This window comes from Flavobacterium dankookense, from assembly GCF_004362665.1.
GTDB classification, from domain to species: domain Bacteria; phylum Bacteroidota; class Bacteroidia; order Flavobacteriales; family Flavobacteriaceae; genus Flavobacterium; species Flavobacterium dankookense.
Genome location: NZ_SNXR01000001.1, coordinates 84,054 through 109,444, shown reverse-complemented (window position 1 = coordinate 109,444; position 25,391 = coordinate 84,054). Strand labels below are relative to the sequence as shown.

The 25,391-nt window shown below is 32.4% G+C and carries 21 protein-coding genes and 1 tRNA gene; 12 read left to right on the top strand and 10 right to left on the bottom strand.

The window, feature by feature from the left end; all coding sequences use genetic code 11:
- Positions 1–242: 242 nt before the first annotated feature.
- Positions 243–410, top strand: coding sequence for a hypothetical protein (locus tag BC748_RS14130; RefSeq protein ID WP_162846378.1), 168 nt, complete (start codon positions 243–245; stop codon positions 408–410).
- A gap of 59 nt (positions 411–469) precedes the next feature.
- Here the strand turns inward: BC748_RS14130 and BC748_RS00480 are convergent, their stop codons facing one another.
- From BC748_RS00480 to BC748_RS00460, 5 genes are all read right to left on the bottom strand, one after another.
- Positions 470–1,252, bottom strand: a complete 783-nt coding sequence (locus BC748_RS00480) for a DUF3667 domain-containing protein (RefSeq protein WP_133531496.1) — start codon at positions 1,250–1,252, stop codon at positions 470–472.
- Positions 1,253–1,255: 3 nt separating this feature from the next.
- Positions 1,256–2,020: a DUF3667 domain-containing protein gene (locus BC748_RS00475; protein WP_133531495.1), complete on the bottom strand. Its 765-nt coding sequence runs from the start codon at positions 2,018–2,020 to the stop codon at positions 1,256–1,258.
- A gap of 21 nt (positions 2,021–2,041) precedes the next feature.
- On the bottom strand, positions 2,042–2,473 hold the full coding sequence (locus tag BC748_RS00470; protein ID WP_133531494.1) for a hypothetical protein: 432 nt from the start codon (positions 2,471–2,473) through the stop codon (positions 2,042–2,044).
- 1 nt (position 2,474) lies between these two features.
- Positions 2,475–6,152 carry a phosphoribosylformylglycinamidine synthase gene (purL, locus tag BC748_RS00465; protein WP_133531493.1) on the bottom strand — a complete coding sequence of 1,226 codons (3,678 nt, stop codon included), beginning with the start codon at positions 6,150–6,152 and terminating at the stop codon, positions 2,475–2,477.
- Positions 6,153–6,225: 73 nt separating this feature from the next.
- Entirely contained in the window at positions 6,226–7,731 is a 1,506-nt protein-coding gene (locus tag BC748_RS00460) for a hypothetical protein (RefSeq protein WP_133531492.1), read from the bottom strand.
- 169 nt (positions 7,732–7,900) lie between these two features.
- Here BC748_RS00460 and BC748_RS00455 point away from each other — a divergent pair, with 169 nt between their 5' ends.
- From BC748_RS00455 to BC748_RS00440, 4 genes are all read left to right on the top strand, one after another.
- Positions 7,901–8,323, top strand: coding sequence for a PaaI family thioesterase (locus tag BC748_RS00455; RefSeq protein WP_133531491.1), 423 nt, complete (start codon positions 7,901–7,903; stop codon positions 8,321–8,323).
- A gap of 1 nt (position 8,324) precedes the next feature.
- Positions 8,325–9,386, top strand: a complete 1,062-nt coding sequence (locus tag BC748_RS00450) for a chorismate-binding protein (RefSeq protein WP_133531490.1) — start codon at positions 8,325–8,327, stop codon at positions 9,384–9,386.
- A gap of 26 nt (positions 9,387–9,412) precedes the next feature.
- Positions 9,413–10,129, top strand: a complete 717-nt coding sequence (gene bshB1 / locus BC748_RS00445) for a bacillithiol biosynthesis deacetylase BshB1 (protein WP_133531489.1) — start codon at positions 9,413–9,415, stop codon at positions 10,127–10,129.
- Between the two features lie 63 nt (positions 10,130–10,192).
- A tRNA-His gene (locus tag BC748_RS00440) sits at positions 10,193–10,266 on the top strand.
- A 55-nt stretch (positions 10,267–10,321) separates the two neighbouring features.
- Here the strand turns inward: BC748_RS00440 and BC748_RS00435 are convergent.
- Both BC748_RS00435 and BC748_RS00430 read right to left on the bottom strand, forming a co-directional pair.
- Entirely contained in the window at positions 10,322–10,813 is a 492-nt protein-coding gene (locus tag BC748_RS00435; RefSeq protein WP_133531488.1) for a hypothetical protein, read from the bottom strand.
- An 83-nt stretch (positions 10,814–10,896) separates the two neighbouring features.
- On the bottom strand, positions 10,897–11,727 hold the full coding sequence (locus BC748_RS00430) for a UDP-2,3-diacylglucosamine diphosphatase (protein WP_133531487.1): 831 nt from the start codon (positions 11,725–11,727) through the stop codon (positions 10,897–10,899).
- A 132-nt stretch (positions 11,728–11,859) separates the two neighbouring features.
- On the opposite strand from BC748_RS00430, the gene aroC reads away from it, so the two are divergent.
- The 6 genes from aroC (at position 11,860) to BC748_RS00400 (ending at position 20,384) form a co-directional block, all read left to right on the top strand.
- Positions 11,860–12,930, top strand: coding sequence for a chorismate synthase (gene aroC / locus BC748_RS00425; RefSeq protein ID WP_133531501.1), 1,071 nt, complete (start codon positions 11,860–11,862; stop codon positions 12,928–12,930).
- 158 nt (positions 12,931–13,088) lie between these two features.
- Positions 13,089–14,354: a dicarboxylate/amino acid:cation symporter gene (locus BC748_RS00420; protein WP_133531486.1), complete on the top strand. Its 1,266-nt coding sequence runs from the start codon at positions 13,089–13,091 to the stop codon at positions 14,352–14,354.
- A gap of 58 nt (positions 14,355–14,412) precedes the next feature.
- The gene (locus BC748_RS00415; protein ID WP_133531485.1) at positions 14,413–15,873 is read left to right on the top strand and encodes a T9SS type A sorting domain-containing protein; all 1,461 of its coding nucleotides are present in this window, start codon (positions 14,413–14,415) and stop codon (positions 15,871–15,873) included.
- Between the two features lie 146 nt (positions 15,874–16,019).
- A complete protein-coding gene (locus BC748_RS00410) occupies positions 16,020–16,985 on the top strand; it encodes a hypothetical protein (RefSeq protein WP_133531484.1) in 966 nt (321 codons plus the stop codon).
- 6 nt (positions 16,986–16,991) lie between these two features.
- A complete protein-coding gene (locus BC748_RS00405; RefSeq protein ID WP_133531483.1) occupies positions 16,992–19,334 on the top strand; it encodes a T9SS type A sorting domain-containing protein in 2,343 nt (780 codons plus the stop codon).
- Positions 19,335–19,682: 348 nt separating this feature from the next.
- Complete coding sequence (locus BC748_RS00400; RefSeq protein WP_133531482.1) at positions 19,683–20,384, top strand: hypothetical protein; 702 nt, start codon at positions 19,683–19,685, stop codon at positions 20,382–20,384.
- 97 nt (positions 20,385–20,481) lie between these two features.
- On the opposite strand, the gene lpdA is transcribed toward BC748_RS00400, so the two are convergent.
- The 3 genes from lpdA to truA form a co-directional block, all read right to left on the bottom strand.
- Entirely contained in the window at positions 20,482–21,870 is a 1,389-nt protein-coding gene (gene lpdA / locus BC748_RS00395) for a dihydrolipoyl dehydrogenase (protein ID WP_133531481.1), read from the bottom strand.
- A 254-nt stretch (positions 21,871–22,124) separates the two neighbouring features.
- Complete coding sequence (locus BC748_RS00390) at positions 22,125–23,885, bottom strand: ABC transporter ATP-binding protein (protein ID WP_133531480.1); 1,761 nt, start codon at positions 23,883–23,885, stop codon at positions 22,125–22,127.
- A complete protein-coding gene (gene truA, locus BC748_RS00385; protein WP_133531479.1) occupies positions 23,886–24,623 on the bottom strand; it encodes a tRNA pseudouridine(38-40) synthase TruA in 738 nt (245 codons plus the stop codon).
- An 89-nt stretch (positions 24,624–24,712) separates the two neighbouring features.
- On the opposite strand from truA, the gene BC748_RS00380 reads away from it, so the two are divergent.
- Positions 24,713–25,207 carry a metallophosphoesterase family protein gene (locus tag BC748_RS00380; RefSeq protein ID WP_133531478.1) on the top strand — a complete coding sequence of 165 codons (495 nt, stop codon included), beginning with the start codon at positions 24,713–24,715 and terminating at the stop codon, positions 25,205–25,207.
- The last annotated feature ends 184 nt before the right edge of the window (positions 25,208–25,391 follow it).

Here is a 25,391-nt window from a genome sequence, read left to right as displayed (position 1 = left end):
TCTATCGATCCTGAGACAGGAAGAAAATATTACACGAATATATTTATGAAGGAAAAATAGTTTGATTATTGTTTTGTTTGATTTTGACAGATCGTTAAACCCATCACCTCTAATGATGGGTTTTTTTATTTGTTATTAACTAACAATTATATCTGCAAATGGTTAATAAAATATGTTTTCTTCTTTGGTAAGCTAAAATATTACTCATACATTTGCGTATAATTCAAAAAAATCCGGAAAACATGTTTGAATTTCAACAGTATTTAGGTTTCTTAGCTTTCTTGACCATACTAACTATAGGGTTTTGGTTAATGATTTTCTTAATAACTGCCATTATTCCTTATTGGATTTTTGGTGGCGTTAGAGAATTCTTGAAAGAAAGAAAAGCTAATAAAGCTTTAGAACAATAGTTAAATCTTTGTTCAAAAAAAAGTCCCGAAATTTTCGGGACTTTTTTTTATAAGTTTTTTTAATAAACTAGGCTCATTTTATATTCCCAATTGGTGAAATAACCAAGTAACAAAATGAATATAAATGCAATTTCTATTAATAAAAATAAGATAAAGAGAAATACCCGTGAACTAATCTCAAATTTCGATCTATAATCTGCAGAAAAGGTTTTATTATAATTAATGATTAGAAATAGAAGAATAGTAATTGGAGTTGCATAATTTGCTATTTTCGAAAGAATATTTAAATACTCTAAATAATCAGTGAAGTAGATAAAAGTACAAACGGTTTGTATAATCATTACGCCAAGAAACATCATTCCCGAAATGATAAAATGCTCGCTGAAGTTTAATTTTTTTTCTTTGAAAAGTAAAAAACTGTTAAATGCAAAAAGAGGAATAAAGGAAAAAATGATAAGCTTTGAATAATCAGATAAAAAATTATCAAATCGTTGACCTGCAGTATCTGCTTCCGGGACAAGTCGAGTTTGAAAATAATAATGTGATAATTCATCTTGAATGTGGTTTAAATAAATATTCAAACCAATCAATAATAATGTTAGATAGAAAACATTGTAATATCGAATTCTTTTTCCAGAAATATAATCCAATGCCGCTTTGCCTGGACGAAAAATTGCTTCTTTCAATGTAAATAAAATGCCTTTTTCAAAATGCCAAACACCATGAATAATATCGTGAAAAACGAAGTGACTAAAAGTTATTCTATGTATGGATGTTTTTTGTCCACAATGGGAACAAAAGTTATCCGATGTTGGTTTATTACAGTTTAAACAATTTGTCATAATTTATTGTTTGAGAAGGAAAAATTTAATTATCGTTCCAAGAATTCTTAAATAAATGAAAATTAAAATTATAAATAACAAAAGTCGGAAAGAGAATTTTAAAAGAGTGTAATCTTTACCAAATGCTCCATAAAAACCATTAATCAAGTAGATGAATGTCACTACAGGTGTAAAGTAATAACCAAACTCGGTTAGAAAAGCTATGCTTTCTATAAACTCAAAAAAGTAAAATAAATTTCCAACAATTGATATTAAAATAATTCCTAAGTAAAGCATTCCAAACAATATGATATGTTCACTATAATTCAATTTTTTTCTATTGAATATAAAATAAGAATTAAAAGAGAAAACAGGGATTGCTAATAATAGAAACAGTTTTGCATATTTAGCAATAAATCCAAGAACAATGGTGTCTGATGTAGGTTCGGGTGGTTCAACAATAAAAGAAACATAATTCTGTTTGGCGTTCGTGTATATAGAATCGATAAAAATACCAAGTCCAATTACTAATAGAATTAAATAAAATACATTATAATATCGAATTCTTTTTCCAGAAATATAATCTAATGCTGCCTTACCAGGTCTAAAAAGAGATTCTTTTAATGTGAAAAGAATTCCTCTTTCTAAATGCCAAACACCATGGAGAATGTCGTGAAAAACAAAATGTTTAAATGTGATTCTGTGCGTATCGGTTTTTTGTCCACAGTTCGGACAGAATTTTTTAGAAATAGGTTCGTTACAATTTAAACAATTTAGTGATTTTGACATTTTCAACCCTATACTTTACAATTAAAAAGTTTTAACTCGTTCGCCATTAATGAACATTTTCATTGAGTTGAAATGTACTGAAAATTCTACTTTGTTCCAAACGGGTTCATTTTCCGCTAGTTCACCATTGGTATATTTATAAAAAAAAGTATACTCAGCACTGTCAAAACCTTTTTTAAATAGTAATTGACCATCAGAATTGCATTCAAATCCCCAAATAATTTCTCTTTTAGGATTTTCATGTTGTTGATAAATTCCTGTTCCATTAGTATTTAATTCTACAATTGGTTCTGCACCTTTAAAGAAATAAGTTCCTGCAACGGGATATTCAATGGAGTTACTAATAAACTTTATACCATCTTTAGTTGCTATTTCTACAGCTGAATTTTGTGCAAAAACAGCAGTCGAAATAAATAAAATCATAAAAATCAGAATTCTTTTTGCTACTATCATATTATTTTGATTTAGTTTTTTCAATCCAAAGTCTAGCATTTACAAAGGCTTCAATCCATGGTGAAACTTCGTCTTTTTTATCGCTTGGATAATAAGCCCAATTCCAAGGAAACGTAGAACGCTCAATGTGTGGCATCATTACCAAGTGTCTTCCTGTTGTGTCGCATAGCATTGCTGTATTGAAATCAGAACCATTTGGATTGGCAGGATAACCTTCGTAACCATATTTGGCTACAATATTGTACTGACTTTCGTCATAAGGCAATTTGAATTTTCCTTCACCATGCGAAACCCAAACACCCAATGTCGTTCCAGCCAATGTAGATAACATCACTGAATGATTTTCTTGCACTTTCACCGAGGTAAAAATACTTTCGTGTTTGTGTGAATCGTTGTGTTGCATTTTTCCGTGAATTTCATGCTTTGGATTTATCAATTCTAATTCCATAAACAATTGGCAACCATTGCAAATTCCGACTGATAATGTGTCTTCACGTTTAAAGAAATTCTTCAAAGCCGTATTTGCTTTTTCGTTGTATTTGAATGCTCCAGCCCAACCTTTTGCACTTCCTAAAACATCAGAATTTGAAAATCCTCCAACAGCTCCAATAAATTGAATGTCTTCCAAAGTTTCTCTTCCCGAAATCAAATCGGTCATGTGAACGTCTTTTACATCAAATCCGGCTAAGTACATCGCATTGGCCATTTCTCGCTCGGAATTACTTCCTTTTTCACGAATAATAGCTGCTTTTGGACGTGCATTATTAGGTAACGAAGGAAGTTTTCCAGTAAAATGACTTGGAAAAGTATAGTGTAACGCTTGATTTTTGTAGTTATCAAATCGCTCTTTGGCTTTGTTATTTTTTGTTTGTTTTTGGTCGAGTAGGAACGAAGTCTTGAACCAAGTATCTCTCAAATTTGAAACTTGAAACTTGAAACCTGAAACTTCTAGCATATCGCCATCAACAACAGTTCCAATTTTTGAGAAACTTACATTGTTTGAATTTAATGTTTTTTCAAAAGTTGCATCGTCTTTCGCTTGAAGAACAACGGCAATATTTTCTGAAAATAAAATCTTAACTAAATCTTTTTCTTCAAATGCATCAAATGAAATCTTCGCACCCAAATTCACATCAGCAAAACATAGTTCTAATAATGTTGTGATTAATCCACCGCTTCCAATGTCATGTCCAGCAACTATTTGTCTATCTTTTATTAAATTTTGAATGGTATTGAAAGCACGTTTAAAGAAATCTGCATCTTTAATCGTTGGTGTTTCAGATCCAATTTTATTTAAAGTTTGCGCAAATGAACTTCCACCTAATTTAAAATCGTCTTGCGATAAATTGATGTAATAAATGGAACCACCATCAAGTTGTAAAACAGGTTCAACGACTTTAGTAATATTCGAACAATTTCCTGCAGCTGAAATAATTACCGTTCCAGGTGCAATAACTTCATCATTCGGATATTTTTGTTTCATGGAAAGCGAATCTTTTCCAGTTGGAATATTGATTCCTAATTCGATAGCAAATTGGGAACAAGCTTCAACAGCTTCGTATAATCGTGCGTCTTCACCTTCGTTTTTACAAGCCCACATCCAGTTGGCAGAAAGCGAAACACTTTTTAAATTATCTTTTAAAGGAGCAAAAACAATATTCGATAACGCTTCTGCAATAGCATTTCTACTTCCAGCTTTTGGATTAATCAATGCCGAAATTGGCGCATGACCAATAGAAGTTGCAATTCCTTCTTTTCCGTTATAATCTAAAGCCATAACACCAACATTGTTTAATGGCAATTGCAATGGTCCAACACATTGTTGTTTGGCCACTTTTCCACCAACACAACGGTCGACTTTATTAGTCAACCAATCTTTACAAGCAACGGCTTCAAGTTGTAAAACATTTTCTAAATAGGTTGGAATTTTTTCTTGAGAATATTCTAAATCACTGTAATTTCTAACAATGGTTTTGTCTTCCATTATCGTTTTTGGCGAACTACCAAAAAAATCTTCCAAAGCATAATCCATTGGCTTTTCGCCAGTAGATTTTGATTGAAAAGTAAATCTGTGATCGTTGGTAACGTCACCCACTTGATACATTGGAGAACGTTCTCTATCGGCTATTTTCTGTAAAATTTCGATGTCTTTTTCACCAATTACCAATCCCATTCTTTCTTGCGATTCGTTTCCAATAATTTCCTTAGCAGAAAGCGTTGGATCACCAATCGGTAATCTATCTAAATCGATTAATCCACCAGTTTCTTCTACTAATTCAGATAGACAATTAAGATGTCCACCAGCACCATGATCATGAATAGAAACAATTGGATTATTATCGCTTTCAACCAAACCACGAATGGCATTGGCAGCACGTTTTTGCATTTCTGGATTCGAACGTTGAATGGCATTCAATTCAATTCCAGAACCAAAAGCTCCAGTATCAGCAGAGGAAACTGCAGCGCCACCCATTCCAATTCTATAATTTTCACCACCAAGAATTACAATTTTATCGCCTTCTTGTGGTTTCTTTTTTATAGCTTGATCTAATTTTCCGTAACCAATTCCACCAGCTTGCATGATTACTTTATCGTAACCAAGTTTTCTGTTCTGCTCTTCGTGTTCAAAAGTCAAAATCGAACCAGTAATTAAAGGTTGTCCAAATTTATTTCCAAAATCGGATGCTCCATTGGATGCTTTTATCAAAATGTCCATAGGTGTTTGATACAACCATTTGCGTTCTGCCATTCCATTTTCCCAATTTTTGTCACCCTGAGCGCAGTCGAAGGGTTGCAAACGTGAGTAAGCCGTCATATAAACCGCAGTTCCAGCTAGAGGTAACGAACCTTGTCCGCCAGCTAATCTATCTCTAATTTCTCCACCAGAACCTGTTGCGGCTCCGTTAAATGGTTCAACTGTTGTTGGGAAATTGTGGGTTTCTGCTTTTAATGAAAGTACAGAATCAAATTCTTTTTCTTCATAAAAATCAGGTTTGTCGGCACTTTTTGGAGCAAATTGTGTCACTTTTGGACCTTTTACAAAAGCCACATTATCTTTATATGCCGAAACAATATCGTTCGGGTTTTCAGATGAGGTTTTCTTAATCAGTTTGAAAAGAGAAGTTTCTTTTTCTATGCCATCGATAATAAAAGTTCCGTTGAAAATTTTATGGCGACAATGTTCCGAATTGGCTTGTGAGAAAGCGAAAACTTCTGAATCAGTAAGTTTTCTGTTTAATTTTTTGGATAAATTGTCTAAATAAATTACTTCTTCATTGTTTAAAGCCAAACCTTCTTGTTTGTTGTAAGTGGCAATGTCTTCAATCTCTAAAATAGCTTCGGGTTGAATGTTTATCGTAAAAATATCTTGATTTAAATTGGAATATTTCTGAAAAAGCATCGGGTCAAAATCAGAGAAATCTTCTGTAACTTTTTCAAATTCTTCAATTCTGATGATACCTTCAATACCCATATTTTGAGTAATTTCCACGGCATTTGTACTCCAAGGCGTTACCATTGCGGCTCTTGGTCCAATAAAAAAATCCGTCAGGACGGATTTTTCTATTTTATGAGCGTTGCCAAAAAGCCAGTTTAATTTTGAGATAGTTTCTGCCGAAAGTTCGCTTGCTGATTGTAAAGCAAATACAGTAGAACTCTCGTTTCCGAAGAAATGAATCATTGTATATAAATTAGTTGTTGTTGTAGGTGCAAATTTAGTTATAAATTATGAAAACCAAAATCTGTTTTTAAAATTAATCCTCCGGAAAAATTTCGTGTTGGTAAGCTCCTAAATCATACTTTCCAATAGTTGTTGTTCTAATTCTTCCTAAAATATCATTTGGAACACCAATATCATCGCCAAAACCTCTTGCAGCCGAATCATCTCCGATATTTAGTTTATTTTTTTGAATATCAAGGAATCTTGGATTTTCGCTTAACTTTATATTGTTTTCATCGGCATAAATAAAACTATAAAGCGAATTTGTTGTCGTTCCAAATTTGATTAAACACTTAGTAAACGAATAATTAAAATCTTCTGTAGAATCTGGATCTAACGATAATTCAAATGTATTGCTACCATAAATAATGCAATTTTTGAAATAAGCTTGGGTTAATGGTTCGGTTTGAATTACACCATCAATGTCTTCATAATAATTATTTAAAGCAACAGCAACTTGTCTTGAGCTTGACCAATTGTTATTAAATGTGCAATGTTTAAAATCATAACTTCCACCAATTGCGCAATATAAACTAGCAATTCCGGCATTGTTTATCACTATATTTTCGCCTTGAATTTTCGCCGTTTTGGCATACAATCCAATTAAAGAAGAATTGTAAATTTCGGTATTTTTAATTGGCATAAAATTTCCGTCGTTACTATCAATGTTTAATCCAACAATAGCATTTTTTATGATTACGTGCTCAATTTCATTATTGGTACTTCCAGCAGTTAACCAAATAGTTTCCCATTGTCCAGCAACATTGTCAAAATTAGGTTCTAATCTATCACCTTCAAAAATGATTTTATCTTCAAGTGTTCCAACAGCTTTTAGTGTTGCTCCGTTTCCAACAATTATTCCTGATTCCGCATGAAAATGAACTCGTGCGCCAGGATCAATAGTCAATGTTTTTGAAGAAGCAACCGCTGCATATCCATAAACGACATAGGGTTTGTCATTTCCCCAATGATATTCATTTCCATTTGCGGGATCATTTTCATCGAGAACAAAACCATATACAGGCTTTTCTATTCCTTCAATTGTAAGCGTTTCGGTAGTTCCATCACTAAAACGTTTTGGAAATAAAAAATAAGCATCTTGAATTAGTGTAACCAATTCCACTTTTTGTTGATTAGTTCCTTCATCAAAAAGAATTTGATCAGTGTAAAGAAAATCAGTTGGATTACTTGAGGCTACATCAGCTGTGACTTCTATAAAAATATACATACTGTCTTTTGCCAACAATTCTACATCTCTAAATACACGATTGTTTTCGCCAACCATTCCATCAACGGTAATTCGGTATTTAGAATCTTCTTTTCCAAGTTTGATAACAGGTATTTTTATGTCTTTGTTACTTTTGTTATAGACTTTTAATGAATAAGTACTTGAACCGATGTTAGTGAAGACGGTATCACAATAAACGGTGTCTTTGGAAAAAGTTAAATTGCCTGTACTTGGTTCAAATTCAAAGTCTTCACGACACGAACTCATAGAAATAATAAAACCAACTAAAAGAAGAATAATGTAATTGCGCATTTTTAAATGAATTTTGGTAAATGTATGTATTAATTTGAAAATTTAAAAATAGATTGATTTTCAAGTTAACATTATTAAATAACGTAAAACAGCACATTTTATTATTTAAACTTTTGAAAAAGTAGTTAGACAATTCTCAAATAATAGTATTTTTACAAAAAAAAAAGAAATGACTTTTGATAAAGAAAAAATGTTGGAACTCTGCAATACTTGGAGTGAAAACACCTTGATGGAAACATTAGAAATTAAATATATTGACGCAGGAGAAGGTTTTTTAACGGCTTCTATGCCAGTAAATCCCAGAGTTCATCAACCAATGGGGTTATTGCATGGTGGTGCAAGCGTTGCTCTGGCGGAAAGTGTTGGAAGTGCTGCTTCGATGATGTTTATAAATCCAGAAAAGCAAGAAGCTAGAGGAATTGAAATTTCAGCAAATCACCTACGAAGTAAAAGAGAAGGAATGGTTTATGCTACAGCAAAAATTATACATCAAGGAAAAAGCATTCATCTTTGGGAAATCAAAATCGTTGATGAGGCTGGAAAATTAGTTTCGCTTTGCAAATTGTCAAATATGATTTTACCACGACGATAAAATGACTGATTTATTTGTAAAAGTAAAAATTCATCAAGAGCAAAATTTACCTTTTTGTATTTTCTCTAAACCCAATTCGGAAACTATTGTTGGTCTTTTTCAAAAAAACGATCATCTTTATTTTCTAGATGATTTTAGTGAAAAAGGTTTTGTTTTCGCTCCTTTTGATGCCAACGATTTTCCGTTTATACCTCTAGAATATTCAGATGTTTTTGTTGAAAAAAAGCAAGTAACTGATTTTTTTTATGATAATGAAGTTACTCATTCCACTTCTGATTTGGGAAATGATTTTTTTGAAAACTTGGTTGCAAAAGGCGTTCATGCCATAAAAGAAAAGCAATTTTCAAAAGTTGTTTTATCACGAAAAGAAGAAATTGAGCTTACTGATTTTGATTTGGAAAAGGTGTTTAAAAAAATGCTAAATCAATATCCAACAGCTTTTAAATATTGTTTTTATCATCCAAAAATTGGGATGTGGATTGGAGCAACTCCAGAACAGTTCATACAAACAAACGGAACAGAATTAAAAACAGTTGCTTTGGCTGGAACTCAAATTGATACAGGAAAAAAAGAGGTTCATTGGCAAGAAAAAGAAAAGCAAGAGCAACAATTAGTGACCGATTTTATACTTGATAGTTTAAACGATTTAGTAAAAGAAATTACTATTTCAAGTCCTTATTCGGTAAAAGCTGGTGCAATTTGGCACATAAAAACAGATATAACTGCGAAGATTAATAATAAAAATTCATTGCAGAAAATTATAACTTCTTTGCATCCAACATCAGCGGTTTGTGGTTTGCCAAAACTTGCTGCGAAACAATTCATTCTCGAAAATGAAGGCTATGATAGAGATTATTATTCTGGATTTTTAGGAGAATTGAATATTGATTTAATGACTTATAAAACGCAACAATCTGATTTGTTTGTAAATTTGCGTTGTATGAAAATTGATGATTTAAAAGCACAAATTTTCATTGGTTGTGGTATTACAGAACAGAGTATTCCACACGATGAATTTATCGAAACAGTCAATAAATCAATGACAATGAAAAAGATTTTGTAAAACAGAATACAAATAAAATAAATAATATGAAATTAGATATTCTTGCTTTTGGTGCGCATCCTGATGATGTTGAATTGGGTTGTAGCGGAACGATAGCTAAAGAAATTTCACTTGGAAAAAGTGTTGGAATAATTGATTTAACTCGCGGTGAATTAGGAACTCGTGGTTCAGCAGAGATTAGAGATGCCGAAGCAAAAGCTGCTTCCAAAATACTTGGAATTTCTGTTAGAGAAAATCTAAATATGCGTGATGGTTTTTTTATAAACGACGAAGCTCATCAACTAGAAATCATAAAAAGAATTAGAAAATACCAACCCGAAATTGTGCTTTGCAATGCAATAGAAGACAGGCATATTGATCATGGAAAAGGAAGTAAATTAGTCTCAGACGCATGTTTTTTATCGGGTTTACGAAGAATAGAAACGGTTCATGAAGGTGTTTCTCAAAATGCTTGGCGACCAAAAGTAGTTTATCATTACATCCAATGGAAAAACATTGAACCCGATTTTGTAGTTGATATTACTGATTTTATTGACCAAAAGACCGATTCAATATTAGCCTACAGTTCGCAGTTTTATTCTGAAAATTCAAATGAGCCAATCACACCAATTGCTACTAAAAACTTCTTAGAAAGTATTCATTATCGTTCAAAAGATTTTGGAAGAATAGTTGGAGTAGAATATGCCGAAGGTTTTACTGCAGAAAGGTATTTGGCGGTCAATAGCTTAGAAGATTTGATGTAAAAAAATAAAAATAATCTTTGCAAAAGAAAAGATTTATAATATATTTGCACTCGTAAACAAATGGTGGTTGTAGCTCAGCTGGTTAGAGCATCGGTTTGTGGTGCCGAGGGTCGTGGGTTCGAACCCCATCATCCACCCAAAATAAAAAAGCTCCGAAATTTTTCGGAGCTTTTTTTATACTTCATTTTTAAATTAGAATCTGTATCTAATCCCTAAAGCGATATCTGGACCAAAATTATCTTCTCTGTAATCATCAGAGTTAAAATAAAGCTCAGGTCTTAAATCTAAAGACAATTGAATTGGAGCTTCTTTAAAGTTGTACTCAATTCCAATATCTCCAGCAGCAAGTAGAATAGTTCCACTATCATTTGCACCAGAATAATCATAACTCCAACTTCCAACTCCACCACCAACACCAGCGTACCAATTAAAACCTCCATCAATGTTCCAAACCCATTGGTATAAACCAACTAATTTAAATGCATCAACATTTTTACTACTTCTCCAACCCAAATCTAATTCTAAACGGTTGTTGTCGCCTAATCCTCTTTGGTATGAAACTTCACCACCAAATCCGTCGTTGTCACCTAAACGCAATCCTAGTGCATTTTTTGAAATGTCTTGTGCTTGTGCGCTAAATGCTAATCCTAGTAGCATTAAAGCAGATAAAACGATTTTTTTCATAAGTTTAATTTAACGTTATTATGTTATAACGCAAAGGTGTACTAAAAATTGTGCCAAACTCGTTTTATTTAGTTAAAATCGTCTTAAATTTCTTTATGAACAAATATTGATGCTACCAATTGATGTTTAATTAAGTCATCCATTTCAAATAAATCTTCCTCTTCTTTTTCTGTGTGTTCTTCATATCGATACATTTTCCATCTTTTTTTGTTGTATTCTAATGCAGTTAAATTTTCTACCCAATCACCAGAGTTCAAATACATAGTGCTACCGTTTTTGGTTTCTTTACGTATCATTTTTGGTTCATGAATGTGTCCGCAAATGACATAATCATATTCTTTTTCAATCGCTAGTTCAGTAGCAGTGTTTTCAAAATCAGAAATATGTTTAACTGCTTTTTTCACACTAGCTTTTATTTTTTTGGAAAAAGAATAAGGTTCTTTACCCATTTTTTTCAAACACCAATTCACAAATCGATTGATTAAAATCAAATAATCATAACCAATACCTCCCAATTTTGCTATCCATTTGGAATGCTGAACTGAAGCATCGAAAACATCTCCATGAAAAATCCATGCTTTTTTATAATCAAGGTCAAGAACTAATTTATCAACTACAGAAAAATTCCCGATAGAAGTATCACTAAATTTTCTCAAAAACTCATCGTGATTACCTGTTACATAATACACTTTAGTGCCTTTGGCGGCTAAATCAATTATTTTCTTGATGACTTTTAAATGAGATTTTGGAAAATACGATTTCCTAAATTGCCAAATATCGATTATGTCGCCGTTCAAGACTAATGTTTTGGGCTTTATAGTATTCAGATAATAACAAAGTTCTGTTGCATGAGAACCAAAAGTGCCAAGATGTACATCTGAAATAACAACTAAGTCTAATTTTCTCTTTTTCAAGTTGTTTCGATTTAAAGTTTTACAAATTAGCTGAATTCATGTTAATTGGATTTTATCCTATTATTAAGTTTTGAATCAATATTATTTTAATAACACTTTACAATGTTTATATTTGTTCAAAACAATTCTGATATGGCAGGAAATAGTTACGGAACACTTTTTAGAATCACCACATTTGGCGAATCACACGGTGAAGCACTTGGCGGAATTATTGACGGTTGTCCTGCAGGAATTCAAATCGATTTGGATGCCATTCAAAAAGAAATGCAACGCCGTAAACCAGGTCAATCCACAATAGTTACTCAGCGAAAAGAAGAAGACGAAGTGCAATTTCTTTCTGGAATTTTTGAAGGAAAAACAACCGGAACACCAATAGGTTTTATCATTCCAAATACCAATCAAAAGTCGGATGATTATTCACATATAAAAGATACCTATCGACCAAGTCATGCCGATTATGTCTATGAAAAAAAATATGGAATTCGCGATTATCGCGGTGGCGGAAGAAGTTCGGCTCGCGAAACCGCTTCTCGTGTTGTTGCTGGAGCAATCGCAAAACAAGTAATTTCCGAAATAAAAATCAACGCTTTTGTATCATCAGTTGGCGAAATTTTTATAGACAAACCCTATCAAGATTTAGATTTTTCATTAACCGAAACAAATGCTGTTCGTTGTCCCGATTTGGCTTCTGCCGAAAAAATGGAAGCTTACATTAAAGAAATAAAAAAACAAGGCGATACCGTTGGCGGAACAATAACCTGCGTCATCCAAAATGTTCCCATCGGATTGGGCGAACCCGTTTTCGATAAACTCCATGCCGAACTAGGAAAAGCCATGTTGTCCATCAATGCCGTTCACGGTTTTGAATACGGCAGCGGATTTTGTGGCGCACGAATGAAAGGCAGTGAACACAACGACTTGTACAACGAAGACGGAACAACAAAGAGTAATCTCTCTGGTGGAATTCAAGGCGGAATTTCCAACGGAATGGATATTTATTTTCGCGTAGCCTTCAAACCCGTAGCTACATTAATCCAAAAACAAGAAGTTTTAACCAATCAAAATACCATTATAGAACAACAAGGAAAAGGGCGTCACGATCCGTGTGTTGTGCCAAGAGCAGTGCCAATTGTAGAAGCAATGGCAGCAATTGTCTTAGCCGACTTTTACTTAATAAACAAAATCAATAAATCAAATTATTAGAAGCAATTCCAGCTATTCCTTGCAAGTTTGTTTGCAAAACACTTTTTTTCTAAGGCCAAAAACGTGCTTCCGTTGGTCGCAGTTTTTAACCAAGAAAAAATAGTGTTTTCCTTCACAAAGCTTTCCACTACTATCTGGGCTAACACAAAACAATCGATATGAACACTACCGAAAACAATCACGAACCAAAAAAATCATTCCTCAGCAATTTAACCGTTCAAATACTAATTGCCATGCTTCTTGGAGCAGTTCTCGGAATTTACATTCATAATAACTTTGATGCCGAATTTGCCAAAAACTTTAGCGACAAAATAAAAATGTTGGCAACCATCTTCATTCGATTAGTTCAAATGATTATTGCACCATTAGTAATCACAACATTAGTAGTAGGAATTGCAAAACTCGGCGATATAAAATCCGTTGGACGAATAGGAGGAAAGGCAATGGGATGGTTTTTCACAGCATCATTTGTTTCTTTATTAATCGGATTATTTTGGATAAATATTTTGCAACCTGGAGTTGGATTAAATCTTACCGATGTAGATGTTGCTACTGCATCAGAAGTAACAGACAAAACTAAAGTTTTTTCGGCTCAAAATTTTGTCGAACACATCATCCCAAAAAGTGTTTTTGAAGCATTAGCCACCAACGAAATTCTTCAAATTGTAATTTTTTCAATCTTCTTCGGTTTAGCTGCAGCATCAATTGGAGATCATGCTAAACCAGTAGTAAAAGCGTTAGATGTTATTTCGCATATCATTCTAAAAATGGTAAATTATGTTATGAAATTTGCTCCGCTAGGCGTTTTTGGAGCCATTGCTGGTGTATTTGCAATAAGAGATTTACAAGAATTATTAATTACTTATGCTAAATTTTTCGGTTCATTCTTAGTCGGAATTTCTTCTCTATGGGTAGTTTTATTATTGGTTGGATATTTATTTTTAAAAGGCCACATGACTACTTTATTAAAACGAATAGTTGGCCCGTTAATCATTGCCTTTGGAACAACAAGTAGTGAAGCCGTTTTCCCAAAACTAACTGAAGAATTAGAACGATTAGGAGTAAAAGACAAAATTGTATCCTTTATGTTACCGCTTGGCTATTCATTCAATCTAGACGGAAGTATGATGTACATGACTTTTGCTAGTATTTTCATTGCTCAAGCGTATGGCGTTCATTTAGATTTACCAACACAAATGACGATGTTGTTAGTGTTAATGCTTACCAGTAAAGGAATTGCAGGAGTTCCAAGAGCCAGTTTAGTAGTTGTTGCAGCAACTTGCGGCATGTTTGATATTCCAATAGAAGGAATTGCACTAATTCTTCCAATAGACCATTTTTGTGATATGTTTAGAAGTGCAACCAATGTTCTAGGAAATGCATTAGCAACAACTGTAGTAGGAAAATGGGAAAAAGAAAGTTAAATAATTATTATTTTTAAATTACTTTATTATATTTGTACTTCAATTAAAAAACTACTTTATGAAAAAATTATTACTTTCTTTAACTGTTTTATTCAGTTACTTTAATGTGCATGCACAAGCTGATTGTGCAAACGCAATTGCAATTACAACTAACGGAACAATTTCAGTTCCAACAATAACAGGAACTTTTTTAGGAAATTGTGCAGGTACAACAAACGCTACTCAAAATGCTATGTGGTATGTTTATACACCATCAGCAAATGGTGAAGTAACAGTGTCATCCGATTTAGTTGCAAATGCTGGAGGCGACACAACTGTTTCAATTATTACTACAACAGGTTCATGTACAGGTTATCAGTGTTATAACGGTTCAGATGATGTTTCTGGGACAAATTATTTAACTACATTGACTTTCCCTGTACAAGCAGGACAAGCTTATTATATAGTATGGGATGATGGTTGGTCAGATGCGGCTTTTAGTTTTGATTTTAATTTCACTCCTTCCACATGTGTGAGACCAAATGATTTTGCTGTTTTTAATCCAACGGCTATTACTACAACTTCTGCAAACGTCAATTGGACAGAAGCCATAGGTGTTCCAGCTGGTTATGATGTTCAATATGGTGATGAAGACTTTGTTCTTGGTTCGGGCACAACAGTAAATGTAACTGCCGCTGTTACAACAAATTTAACTGGGTTGACATCAAGTGGAATTATTGATTATTATCTTAGAAGTAACTGCGGTACATTGGAACAAAGTGGTTGGATTGGACCATTTAAAATTTATTTGGCAGATGTTTTACCATATTCTAATGGATTTGAAACTCCTCAATTTGCGGATGGTTTTACTAGTTCAGGAGGTTCTTGGTCACTAGGTAATGCTGCTAATGGTGCTCAAGGAGGTTCAACAAATTATTATTTTAGTTTTTCAAGTACTACAGAAGCTGTAGACGACAGTCTATTTTCAAGAGCAATTTCTTTACAAGCAAATGAACAAGTAACTTTAACTTTCTTTACAAGATTAGGTGCAGCTACAGGTAGTCCACAAACCCTAAAAGTATGGGCTAATACAGATACTAATTTAATTGGAGCAACTCAATTAGGTGCAAATATTACTGTATCTGGTGTTACTTATGTTTCTCAAACTAGAACATTTACAGCAACAACTGCTGGAACATATTATTTTATTTTTAATAATGCTTCACCAATTGTCACTACTGCTACTTCTTTAAGATTAGATACAGTAAGTATGACTTCAGTTTTATCAAATAACGAATTCTTAGCATCTAATTTATCTGTTTACCCTAATCCAACTAAAAATATCATTTATATAAACAACAACTTAAATGCTGTTGTTAATTCAATTGAAATGTCGGATTTAAACGGTAGAGTTGTTAAAACACAAATGATAAATGCTGCTGAAGGACAAGTTTCTATTAGTGATTTATCTGCTGGAGTTTACTTGATGAAAGTTGTTACAGATCAAGGTACAGCAACTAAAAAAGTTATTAAAGAATAATTTTTTAAAGTATAAAAAAAAAGCCGAAACATTTGTTTCGGCTTTTTTTTTGTCTAAAATTTTGTCAAAAATTAAATTATTAACAATACAATTTTCATTTAATAAATTTATTAAATTTAAGAAATTAACAATTAATAACTTATTTTATGAAAACTAAATCTTTTTTAATCCTTTTTTTAATTTTTTTATCAAATGGGAATGCACAAATTAATACCAGTACAGGTGGTGCAACTAATGTTTTATCTAATAGCCCTACAACTAATACTAATGTGGGTATCGGAACTAATACGCCTAAATCAAAATTAGATGTTGAAGGAGGTGTTTCAATAGGAGTTAATTATTCTGGCACTACAGCTTCGCCTACAAATGGTGCCATTATTGAAGGAAATGTCGGCATTGGAACAAATGCTCCTACAGCTAAGTTAGAACTGGCAAGTGGTGTATCAAATACATCTGGTTTAAAATTTAAAAACTTGTTAGGTTCTTTAAATCAATTAGATTTAAGAGATAGTTTTCTATATGTAGATCAATCAGGTAATGTTAAAATGAACAGACCATATGATTTTTATAAAGACTCTAGGAACTTAGCAGGAACTAGAAAAGTTGGATTAAATGGCAATAGTTTACTTTTTTTACAAGGAGATGTTTTTGCTACTCAAATTATTGGAGAACCAAGCCCATTTAATTATATCATGTCTATTTCTGCTGAAGATAATGGTAGAGTTGGAATTGGAGATTTTACTGTCTTTCCAACAACTTCAGGCGGAGTTGATGTATCTAATTATAAGCTTTTTGTAAAAGGAGGAATATTAGCTGAAGAAGTTCGAGTGAGTACAACATGGGCAGATTATGTATTCTTAAAAGACTATAAACTTAAATCATTAAAAGAAGTAGAACAATTTATCAATGACAATGGTCACTTACCTAATGTTCCATCAGCAAAACAAGTAAAAGAAGAAGGAATAGAACTAGGTGAAATGGCTAAAATTCAACAAGAAAAAATTGAAGAATTAACGCTATACATAATTGAGCAAAATAAAGTTAACGAAAAACAAACTCAAGAAATCGAAGAGCTAAAACAACTAGTAAAAGATTTAATTGCTAAAAAATAACAACTGATGAAAAAAATACTTTTTTATACAGCATTGTTATGGGCTAATATAGCCTTAGCACAATACAGAGAATGGCATGTAAAGCCCTATCCAAGTCAAATAGAAAACGAAACTAGCACCGCAGGAGATGGAACATCATTTGAAACAGCTTGGGCATTACAACATGCCTTGAATAATCCTGGCGGAGTTATCCAACCTGGAGATACAGTTTGGTTGCATGGTGGTGTTTATAAAGGTCGTTACCTTAGTAACTCAAATCTTTCTGGAACTGAAACAGATTATATTAGAATAGCATCATATCCTGGTGAATGGGCTATTTTAAATGGTAACGTTAACAATAATCGATTACCACCCAGTCCACCTTACAATCAAGAAAATGATCCAAACTATATTCCACCAACTATTGAAGAAGAATTATCTACTTACAGTGTGAGTGCAGAAAATTCAAGTACATATAATAATACAGTATTATATGTGGAGAGTGGATATATTCACTATGATAATTTTGAAATTACATTTTTAGGTGATTTTGATCGTTTACTTGTAGCACATAGTGCTAATCCACCTTTATGTAGTAATTCTTTCAAACAAGTAGTGGGTATCAATCATTTTGCTGAAACTGTTAACAAATATTCCAATTTAGTTATACGAAATTTACCTGGTTCTGGTATTGGTTCTTGGAAAGCATCCGCAGATACTGAAATTTATGGTTGTTTAATTTATAACAACGGATACATACAAAGATTATATGAAAACTGTAATGGTTCACCCAAAATTGAGGGAAAGGGTCTTGGAATTTATGCTCAAAATATTGATCTTTTTAAGAGAAGAAGATTAGAAAATAATATACTTATTAATAATTACGACTCAGGAATTGGTATTTGGTCTTCGGCAGAAAATCCTGGTGCAACAGTAGATTATTTAAAAAACTTTGATGTTTATGATAATGTCCTTATAAATAATGGTGGTCCACAAAGAGATGACACAGCTAATATGCTTGTTTTTTCTTACGATACTACAAATGTAAACCATCCACATGATGTTGAAATTAAAAGAAACGTTTTTTATATAAATTCATATCATTCGCATGTCTCAGGTATATATGTTGGAAATTCTACAGGAGTTACTATTAAAAACAATAACATTTTTAAGGGTACAGCGGGAATTGCAGCATTACTATCCAATACAAATTTAACATTTAGGGAAAATTTTTATTTTGGCAAAAGACTTCAAACATTCATCAATCCTACAGATTACTTAAATAAAAATTGGGATTTTGATTATAATAAATACTATACTGATTTTCATGCTGAAAACATGTATAATATAATTAGTCCAATCCCAAATGTGACTCCTGGTTTACGATATAAATTACCTCAATTTAAATCTATTTATAATGACGAATTAAATTCAACTAGACTTGGATGTTGGAACATTGAAGTCATACCTGAAATTCTTTATACTCTGGCTGCAACTGAATCAACTCAAAAAAATTTTGTTAAACAAAATAAATACAATCCCAATGTTTTTTATGTTACAATATTTAATCCACGTTCGGATTTAAATAGTACCATTAATGTTGATTTTTCCTCTTATGGCTATAGTATTCCTAATAATAAATACTACAAGATTAAAGATGCTGAAAATTATTTTGGAACTGAAATTACAGGAACAATTCAAAATAATGTAATTTCATTTCCTATGACATTAACAGCAATTGAAGCTCCAACCGGAACTTTAAATATAGACTTTACTCATCCTGTGCACCATTCATTACCTGATTTAAGTGTTTTTGTTGTCGAATTCACCTGTCCAAACCTTGAATACGACAAACAAATTCAAAGTCAAACAGACACTACTTCGAAAAGTTATTTAATAAAAAACAACATAACTTTAGGTACTAACTATATTGCTGATGTAAACGCAGACGTAATCGCTAATGCAAGCAAACAAATAAAAGTAATTTCAAATGCGCATTTCAAAGCAGGTAGTAAAGTTCACTTAAAAATCCAAGATCCATGTCCTGATATTGAATATGTAAATCAAGGAGCACAAAGCAGGATGGCTAATTCAAATCAAGAAACGGAGACTAAAAAAACAGAAGAAGAATTAGTTTTAATATATCCTAATCCAAACTCAGGAGTTTTTATAGTTGAAAGCCAAAGCGAACAAAAAATTAAAAATATCAAAATAAGTGATATAAACACGGCTAAAATAATTTTTGAACAAAACTACGAGCCAAAAAAAGCAATAGATATCAATATCTCCAGTGAAAGAGATGGCTTATACATTGTTCAAGCCACGTTCGAAGACAATTCAACAGTTATAAAAACAATAATTAAAAAGTAAACATCAAATTCCCCGACATAACAAATCGGGGAATTTTATTTTTCATATTTAAGTAATCATTGTTAAACCTCAAACAAACCTTGAACAATCGATTGAATGAATTAAACGCCTAAACAAAAACCTTGAATAGATAAACAAAAACCTTGAACAGGCTAGTGTAAACCTTGAATAGGTAAATGCAATCAATAAACAAGTCAATGAATATAGAGTTTAACTAATCCAAATTATTGGTGAAATACAAACACATAAATTTCTAAAAACACAAATTTCTGTTAAAAATATAAATTGTACTAAAAATGGCATACGACTTGTATTCGATAAAATATCTAATATTTAAAATACAAAATCATGTTTAGCAAATCAGAAAGATCCTTTGGATCAAGAATTGAAAAAGCCAAAAAGTTAAAAACACTAATTAGTGGCTTTACAAATTACCAGCCTGAAACAGGAGAATTTAGCATCGATGATTTACAACAATCAATCGAAGTAGCTGAAAACCTTAATCCTCAAGTGGCTACAGCATTATTCAACTACCGACAAGTAGTAGCACAAAGAAGAGAAATTTATACAAAGTCGCCATTATCAATCAAAAAGATAATAACACCTGTTAATGCATTTTTTAGAGCTAAATTCGGTAAAACTTCCTCAAACTATTTAACAACAAAATCACTTGTTGCAAAAATAAGAGGAGTAAAGCTAAAAAGTCAAGCAAAAGTTGACGAAGAAACACACAGCGTTTCTCAACAATCTTACGGAAGTATTCTTCTCAATTTTCAAAACCTAATTAATGATATAGAAGCATTAGAGTTAGTTTATAATCCAGTCAACGACTCCATTAAACTAGACAAACTAATTGATTTAAAAATTTTAGCACAAAAAAGCAACGATGATGTTACAGAAGCATTTGGTATCTTAACTCCAAAACAAGACCAACGCCTAGCTGCTTTTAAAACTCTATCAGAAAAAGCACAACGTATAAAAGATTATGTACAATCCCAATACGGAATCAACTCTTCTGAATATAAATTAGTTAAAGGATTAAATATCTAAAGTTTTTTAGGTATTTAAAAAAAACAAAAAATCCGTCTTGTTTTTTAACAAGACGGATTTTTTTATCATTTCGTACTTCATATTTCTAACTTCGTACTTATAAATGTATTACTTCATCATAAGCAGCAGCTACAGCTTCCATAACCGCTTCACTCATAGTTGGGTGTGGATGAATTGCTTTTAGAATTTCGTGTCCTGTAGTTTCTAGTTTTCTTGCTACAACTGCTTCAGCAATCATATCAGTCACGCCAGCACCAATCATGTGACAACCCAACCATTCGCCATATTTTGCATCGAAAATTACTTTTACAAATCCATCTGCAGCACCAGAAGCTTTTGCTTTTCCAGAAGCTGAGAATGGGAATTTACCAATTTTCAATTCGTATCCTTTTTCTTTAGCTTGTTTTTCTGTTAAACCAACAGAAGCAATTTCTGGAGTTGCATAAGTACAACCTGGAACATTTCCATAATCAATTGGTTCTACATGTAAACCTGCAATTTTTTCAACACAATTAATTCCTTCTGCTGAAGCAACGTGAGCCAAAGCTTGACCTGGAGTTACATCACCAATAGCGTAATATCCTGGAACATTAGTTTGGTTGTACGCGTTTACTAAAATTTTGTCTCTATCTGTTGCAATTCCAACTTCTTCAAGACCAATATTTTCGATATTTGTTTTAATTCCAACAGCCGAAAGTAAAATATCAGCTTCAAGAACTTCTTCACCTTTTGCTGTTTTCACATAAGCTTTTACTCCATTTCCAGTAGTATCAATGCGTTCTACAGAAGCATTTGTCATGATGTTTACACCTGCTTTTTTCATAGAACGTTCCATTTGTTTCGAAATATCTTCGTCTTCAACGGGAACAATATTTGGCATAAATTCAACAATAGTCACATCAGTTCCCATTGAATTATAGAAATGTGCAAATTCAACTCCAATTGCACCAGAACCAACTACAATCATTTTCTTTGGTTGAGTAGGTAAAGTCATTGCTTGTCTGTATCCAATAACTTTTACACCATCTTGAGGAAGATTTGGTAATTCTCTTGAACGTGCGCCAGTAGCAATTATGATGTGGTCTGCAGAATATTCAGTAACTTTTCCGTCAGCAGCAGTAACATCAACTTTTTTGCCTGATTTTATTTTACCAAAACCATCAATAACATCGATTTTATTTTTCTTCATTAAGAATTGAACGCCTTTGCTCATGCCATCGGCAACATCACGTGAACGTTTTACAACAGCAGAAAAGTCTTTGTCAAATTCTTTAATGGTTAATCCATAATCGGAAGCATGTTTTAGGTAATCAAATACTTGAGCTGATTTTAAAAGTGCTTTTGTTGGAATACAACCCCAATTAAGGCAAATTCCGCCTAGGCTTTCTTTTTCTATTACGGCTACTTTAAAGCCCAATTGTGATGCACGAATAGCTGTAACATATCCGCCTGGACCACTTCCTAAAACTATAATATCGTATTTCATTTTTCGTTTGTTTATTTTAATTTGTAAAAAATGCAGTCGCTTACGCTCGTGTCATTGTATAAAATTTTTTAAATTAGTTGAGATTGCGAATTTAAGGATTTATTCTCTTTTAATAAAGTATCAAAATTGTTTATTTTTTGGAGCGAATCGCTTGGGAAATTTTGCAATCCGTTTTCCCGCTTTTCGTTTTTATCGTTCTAAAAAACGATACCACTTCAATCGGGGCTAAATTGTATACCATTTTAATTTCTGCGCTATTCTAATTTTTCCACAGCAAACTGCGAATCATATAGATTTTTATAATATCCATCTTCTTTAATTACTAATTCTTGGTGTGAACCTTCCTCTACAATCATTCCTTTGTCCATCACTATGATCTTGTCCGCATTAACAATCGTTGCCAATCGATGTGCAATAACAATTGATGTTCTACCTTTTGTGATAGTTTCTGTAGCTTTTTGAATTAATTCTTCGCTGTAAGTGTCAATAGATGATGTTGCTTCGTCCAAAATTAAGATACTTGGATTACTGACATAAGCACGAAGAAATGCAATCAATTGACGTTGTCCTGAAGATAACATTACGCCACGTTCTTTTACATCATAATCATATCCATCGGGCAAACTTTTGATAAATTTATGAACGCCAATTTTTTTTGCAGCAGCAATGACTTCATCTCTTGAAATTGCAGGATTATTAAGTGTAATATTATTGTGAATAGTGTCAGCAAAAAGAAAAACATCTTGCAAAACAATTGCTATTTGAGTTCGTAAATTCTCTAATTTAAAGTCGTTAATATTTTGATTGTCAATATAAATTGCACCAGAATTAATTTCGTAAAATCGGTTCAAAAGATTAATAATAGTTGATTTTCCCGCGCCAGTTGAACCAACAATAGCTATGGTTTCTCCAGCATTTACACTAAGATTAATTCCTTTAAGCACTTCTTGATTGTCAACATAACTAAATCGAACGTTTTCAAAACGAATATTTCCTTCAAAATGGCTAATTGTTTTTTCACCATCAGTTTGAACGTCTGCCGTACTATCAAGAATGTCAAAAACACGATTGGCAGCAATCATTCCCATTTGCATTTCGTTGAATTTATCCGCAATTTGACGTAACGGATTGAACAACATTCCAATAAACATAGTATAGGAAATCATTTGACCAACTGTTGTAAATGGATTTCCATCAATAATTTGAAAACCACCATATAAAACAACAATTCCCAAGGTTATGGATGAAATAATATCAGCAATTGGAAAGAAAATGGAGTTGTAAAGAATGGTTTTTATCCAAGCTTTATTATGTTTTTGATTTATTTCTTTAAAGTTTTCATATTCAATTTGTTCTCTATTGAACAATTGTACAATCTTCATTCCTGTTACTCTTTCTTGAACAAAAGTATTCATGTTAGCCACTTGCGTTCTTACTTCTTCAAAAGCTACTTGCATTTTTTTCTGAAAAATTCGAGTGAAATATACCAAAACAGGCATCGCAAGAACAACTATCATCGAAAGTTGCCAATTCATATAAAACATAATGAGTAAACAAACGAGCATTTTCATCAAATCACTTATAATCATGAATAATCCTTGACTAAATATGCGAGCAATTTGTTCGATATCAGAAACAGAACGAGTAACGAGTTGACCAACAGGTGCGTTGTCAAAATATTTCATTCTAAAACTCAACATGTGTTTGAAAAGTTTCTTTCGAATATCTTTGATGATATCTTGTCCAAGCCAGTTTGCCCAATACACAAAGTAAAATTGCGACAAAACTTCCAGAATTAATGCCAATCCCATAATGGTAACATAAAGCAATAATCCCGATTTGCTAGCGGATTTTATATAAGTATCAACTGTTATTTGAAGTAAATAAGGACGAAGTGCCGCAAAAATGGATAATAAGATTGCAAAAACAATCACACCATAATACCTGTTTTTATAAGGTTTAGTATAGCGTAAAATCTTCTTAAAAAGGTTTACATCAAATGCTTTGGCTTTCATTTATTTTATATAAGGATATTCAATTTTTGTTAAATATAAACCATGTGCTGGAACTGAAAAACCAGCTTGACTTCTGTCTTTACTTTCAATAATTTTTCTAAAATCATCCAAAGATACTTTTTCTAGACCAATATTTATCATAGTTCCAACAATGGCTCGAACCATATTTCTTAAAAACCTATCGGCGGAAATCGTGAAAAGTAATTTATCTTCCGATTGTTGCCAGAAAGCTTCTTGAATACTACAATTAAAAGTATTTACATCAGAATTGGTTTTTGAAAAACATTCAAAATCAGTATATTCAAAAAGAATTTTACAAGCATCATTCATTAAATCTGTACGCAATGGCAAACCATATTGCCAACTATCATCGGCTTCAAAAGCATTTTTTTTAGTATGAATTTGATATTCGTAAGTTCTTTTTGTAGCATCAAATCGAGCATGTGCTTCAGGATGAACAGCATGAATTTTGAAAACAGCAATATCTTTGGGTAAAAACGAATTGAGTTTGTGAACTAATTTTTCTTTGTCAAAGTCACTATCAAAGTCAAAATGCGCAAACATCTGTTTGGCATGAACGCCAGCATCTGTTCGTCCTGCGCCAAGAATATCAATTTCAGATTTTAAAAGTATAGATAACGCTTTGTTGAGTGTTTCTTGTACGGATTTTGCATCAGGTTGAATTTGCCAACCATGATAATTTGTTCCTTTATAAGCTAACTCGATAAAATATCTCAAATCCGATTTTAATTTTTTGAAGTTACAAATTTACAAAATTCACCAGCAATGACAATTTCAAAATTCAATTATTAACCTACTTTTGTGATATGAAAAAGATCCTCTTGCTTTCCGATACGCACAATCATATTGATGATACTATTTTAAAGTATGTGAATCAAGCGGACGAAGTTTGGCATGCTGGCGATATTGGCGATTTGGTAGTAACGGATACAATAAAAAGGCTAAAACCACTTCGTGCTGTTTATGGCAATATTGATGATGACAAAGCCCGAATGGAATTCCCTTTGAACAATCGTTTTTTTTGTGAAGGAGTTGATGTTTGGATTACACATATTGGCGGTTATCCTGGAAAATACAACCAAGCTATTCGTGCTGAAATTCAGCAAAATCCGCCAAAACTTTTTATCTGCGGACATTCACATATTTTAAAAGTACAGTTTGATAAAACCTTGAATTTACTTCACATGAATCCCGGAGCTTGTGGCATTTATGGTTTTCACCAAGTGCGAACGATGCTTCGATTTGAAATTGATGGCGATAAAATCCAGAATTTGGAGATTGTTGAAATAGGTAAGAAGTAGTTTTTAGTGCTCAGTTTTCAGTTTTCAGTTATCAGTGCTCAATGTTTAGTTTATTGAAAATTGCTGCAATAGCCCAGATTGCAATGGAAAGCTTTTTCTAAAAATAATTTAGTTTTTCTTATTTTTAAAAAGCGACCAACAGAAGCTCTTTTAAAAATTTTAGAAAAACAGATTACTTTAGAAA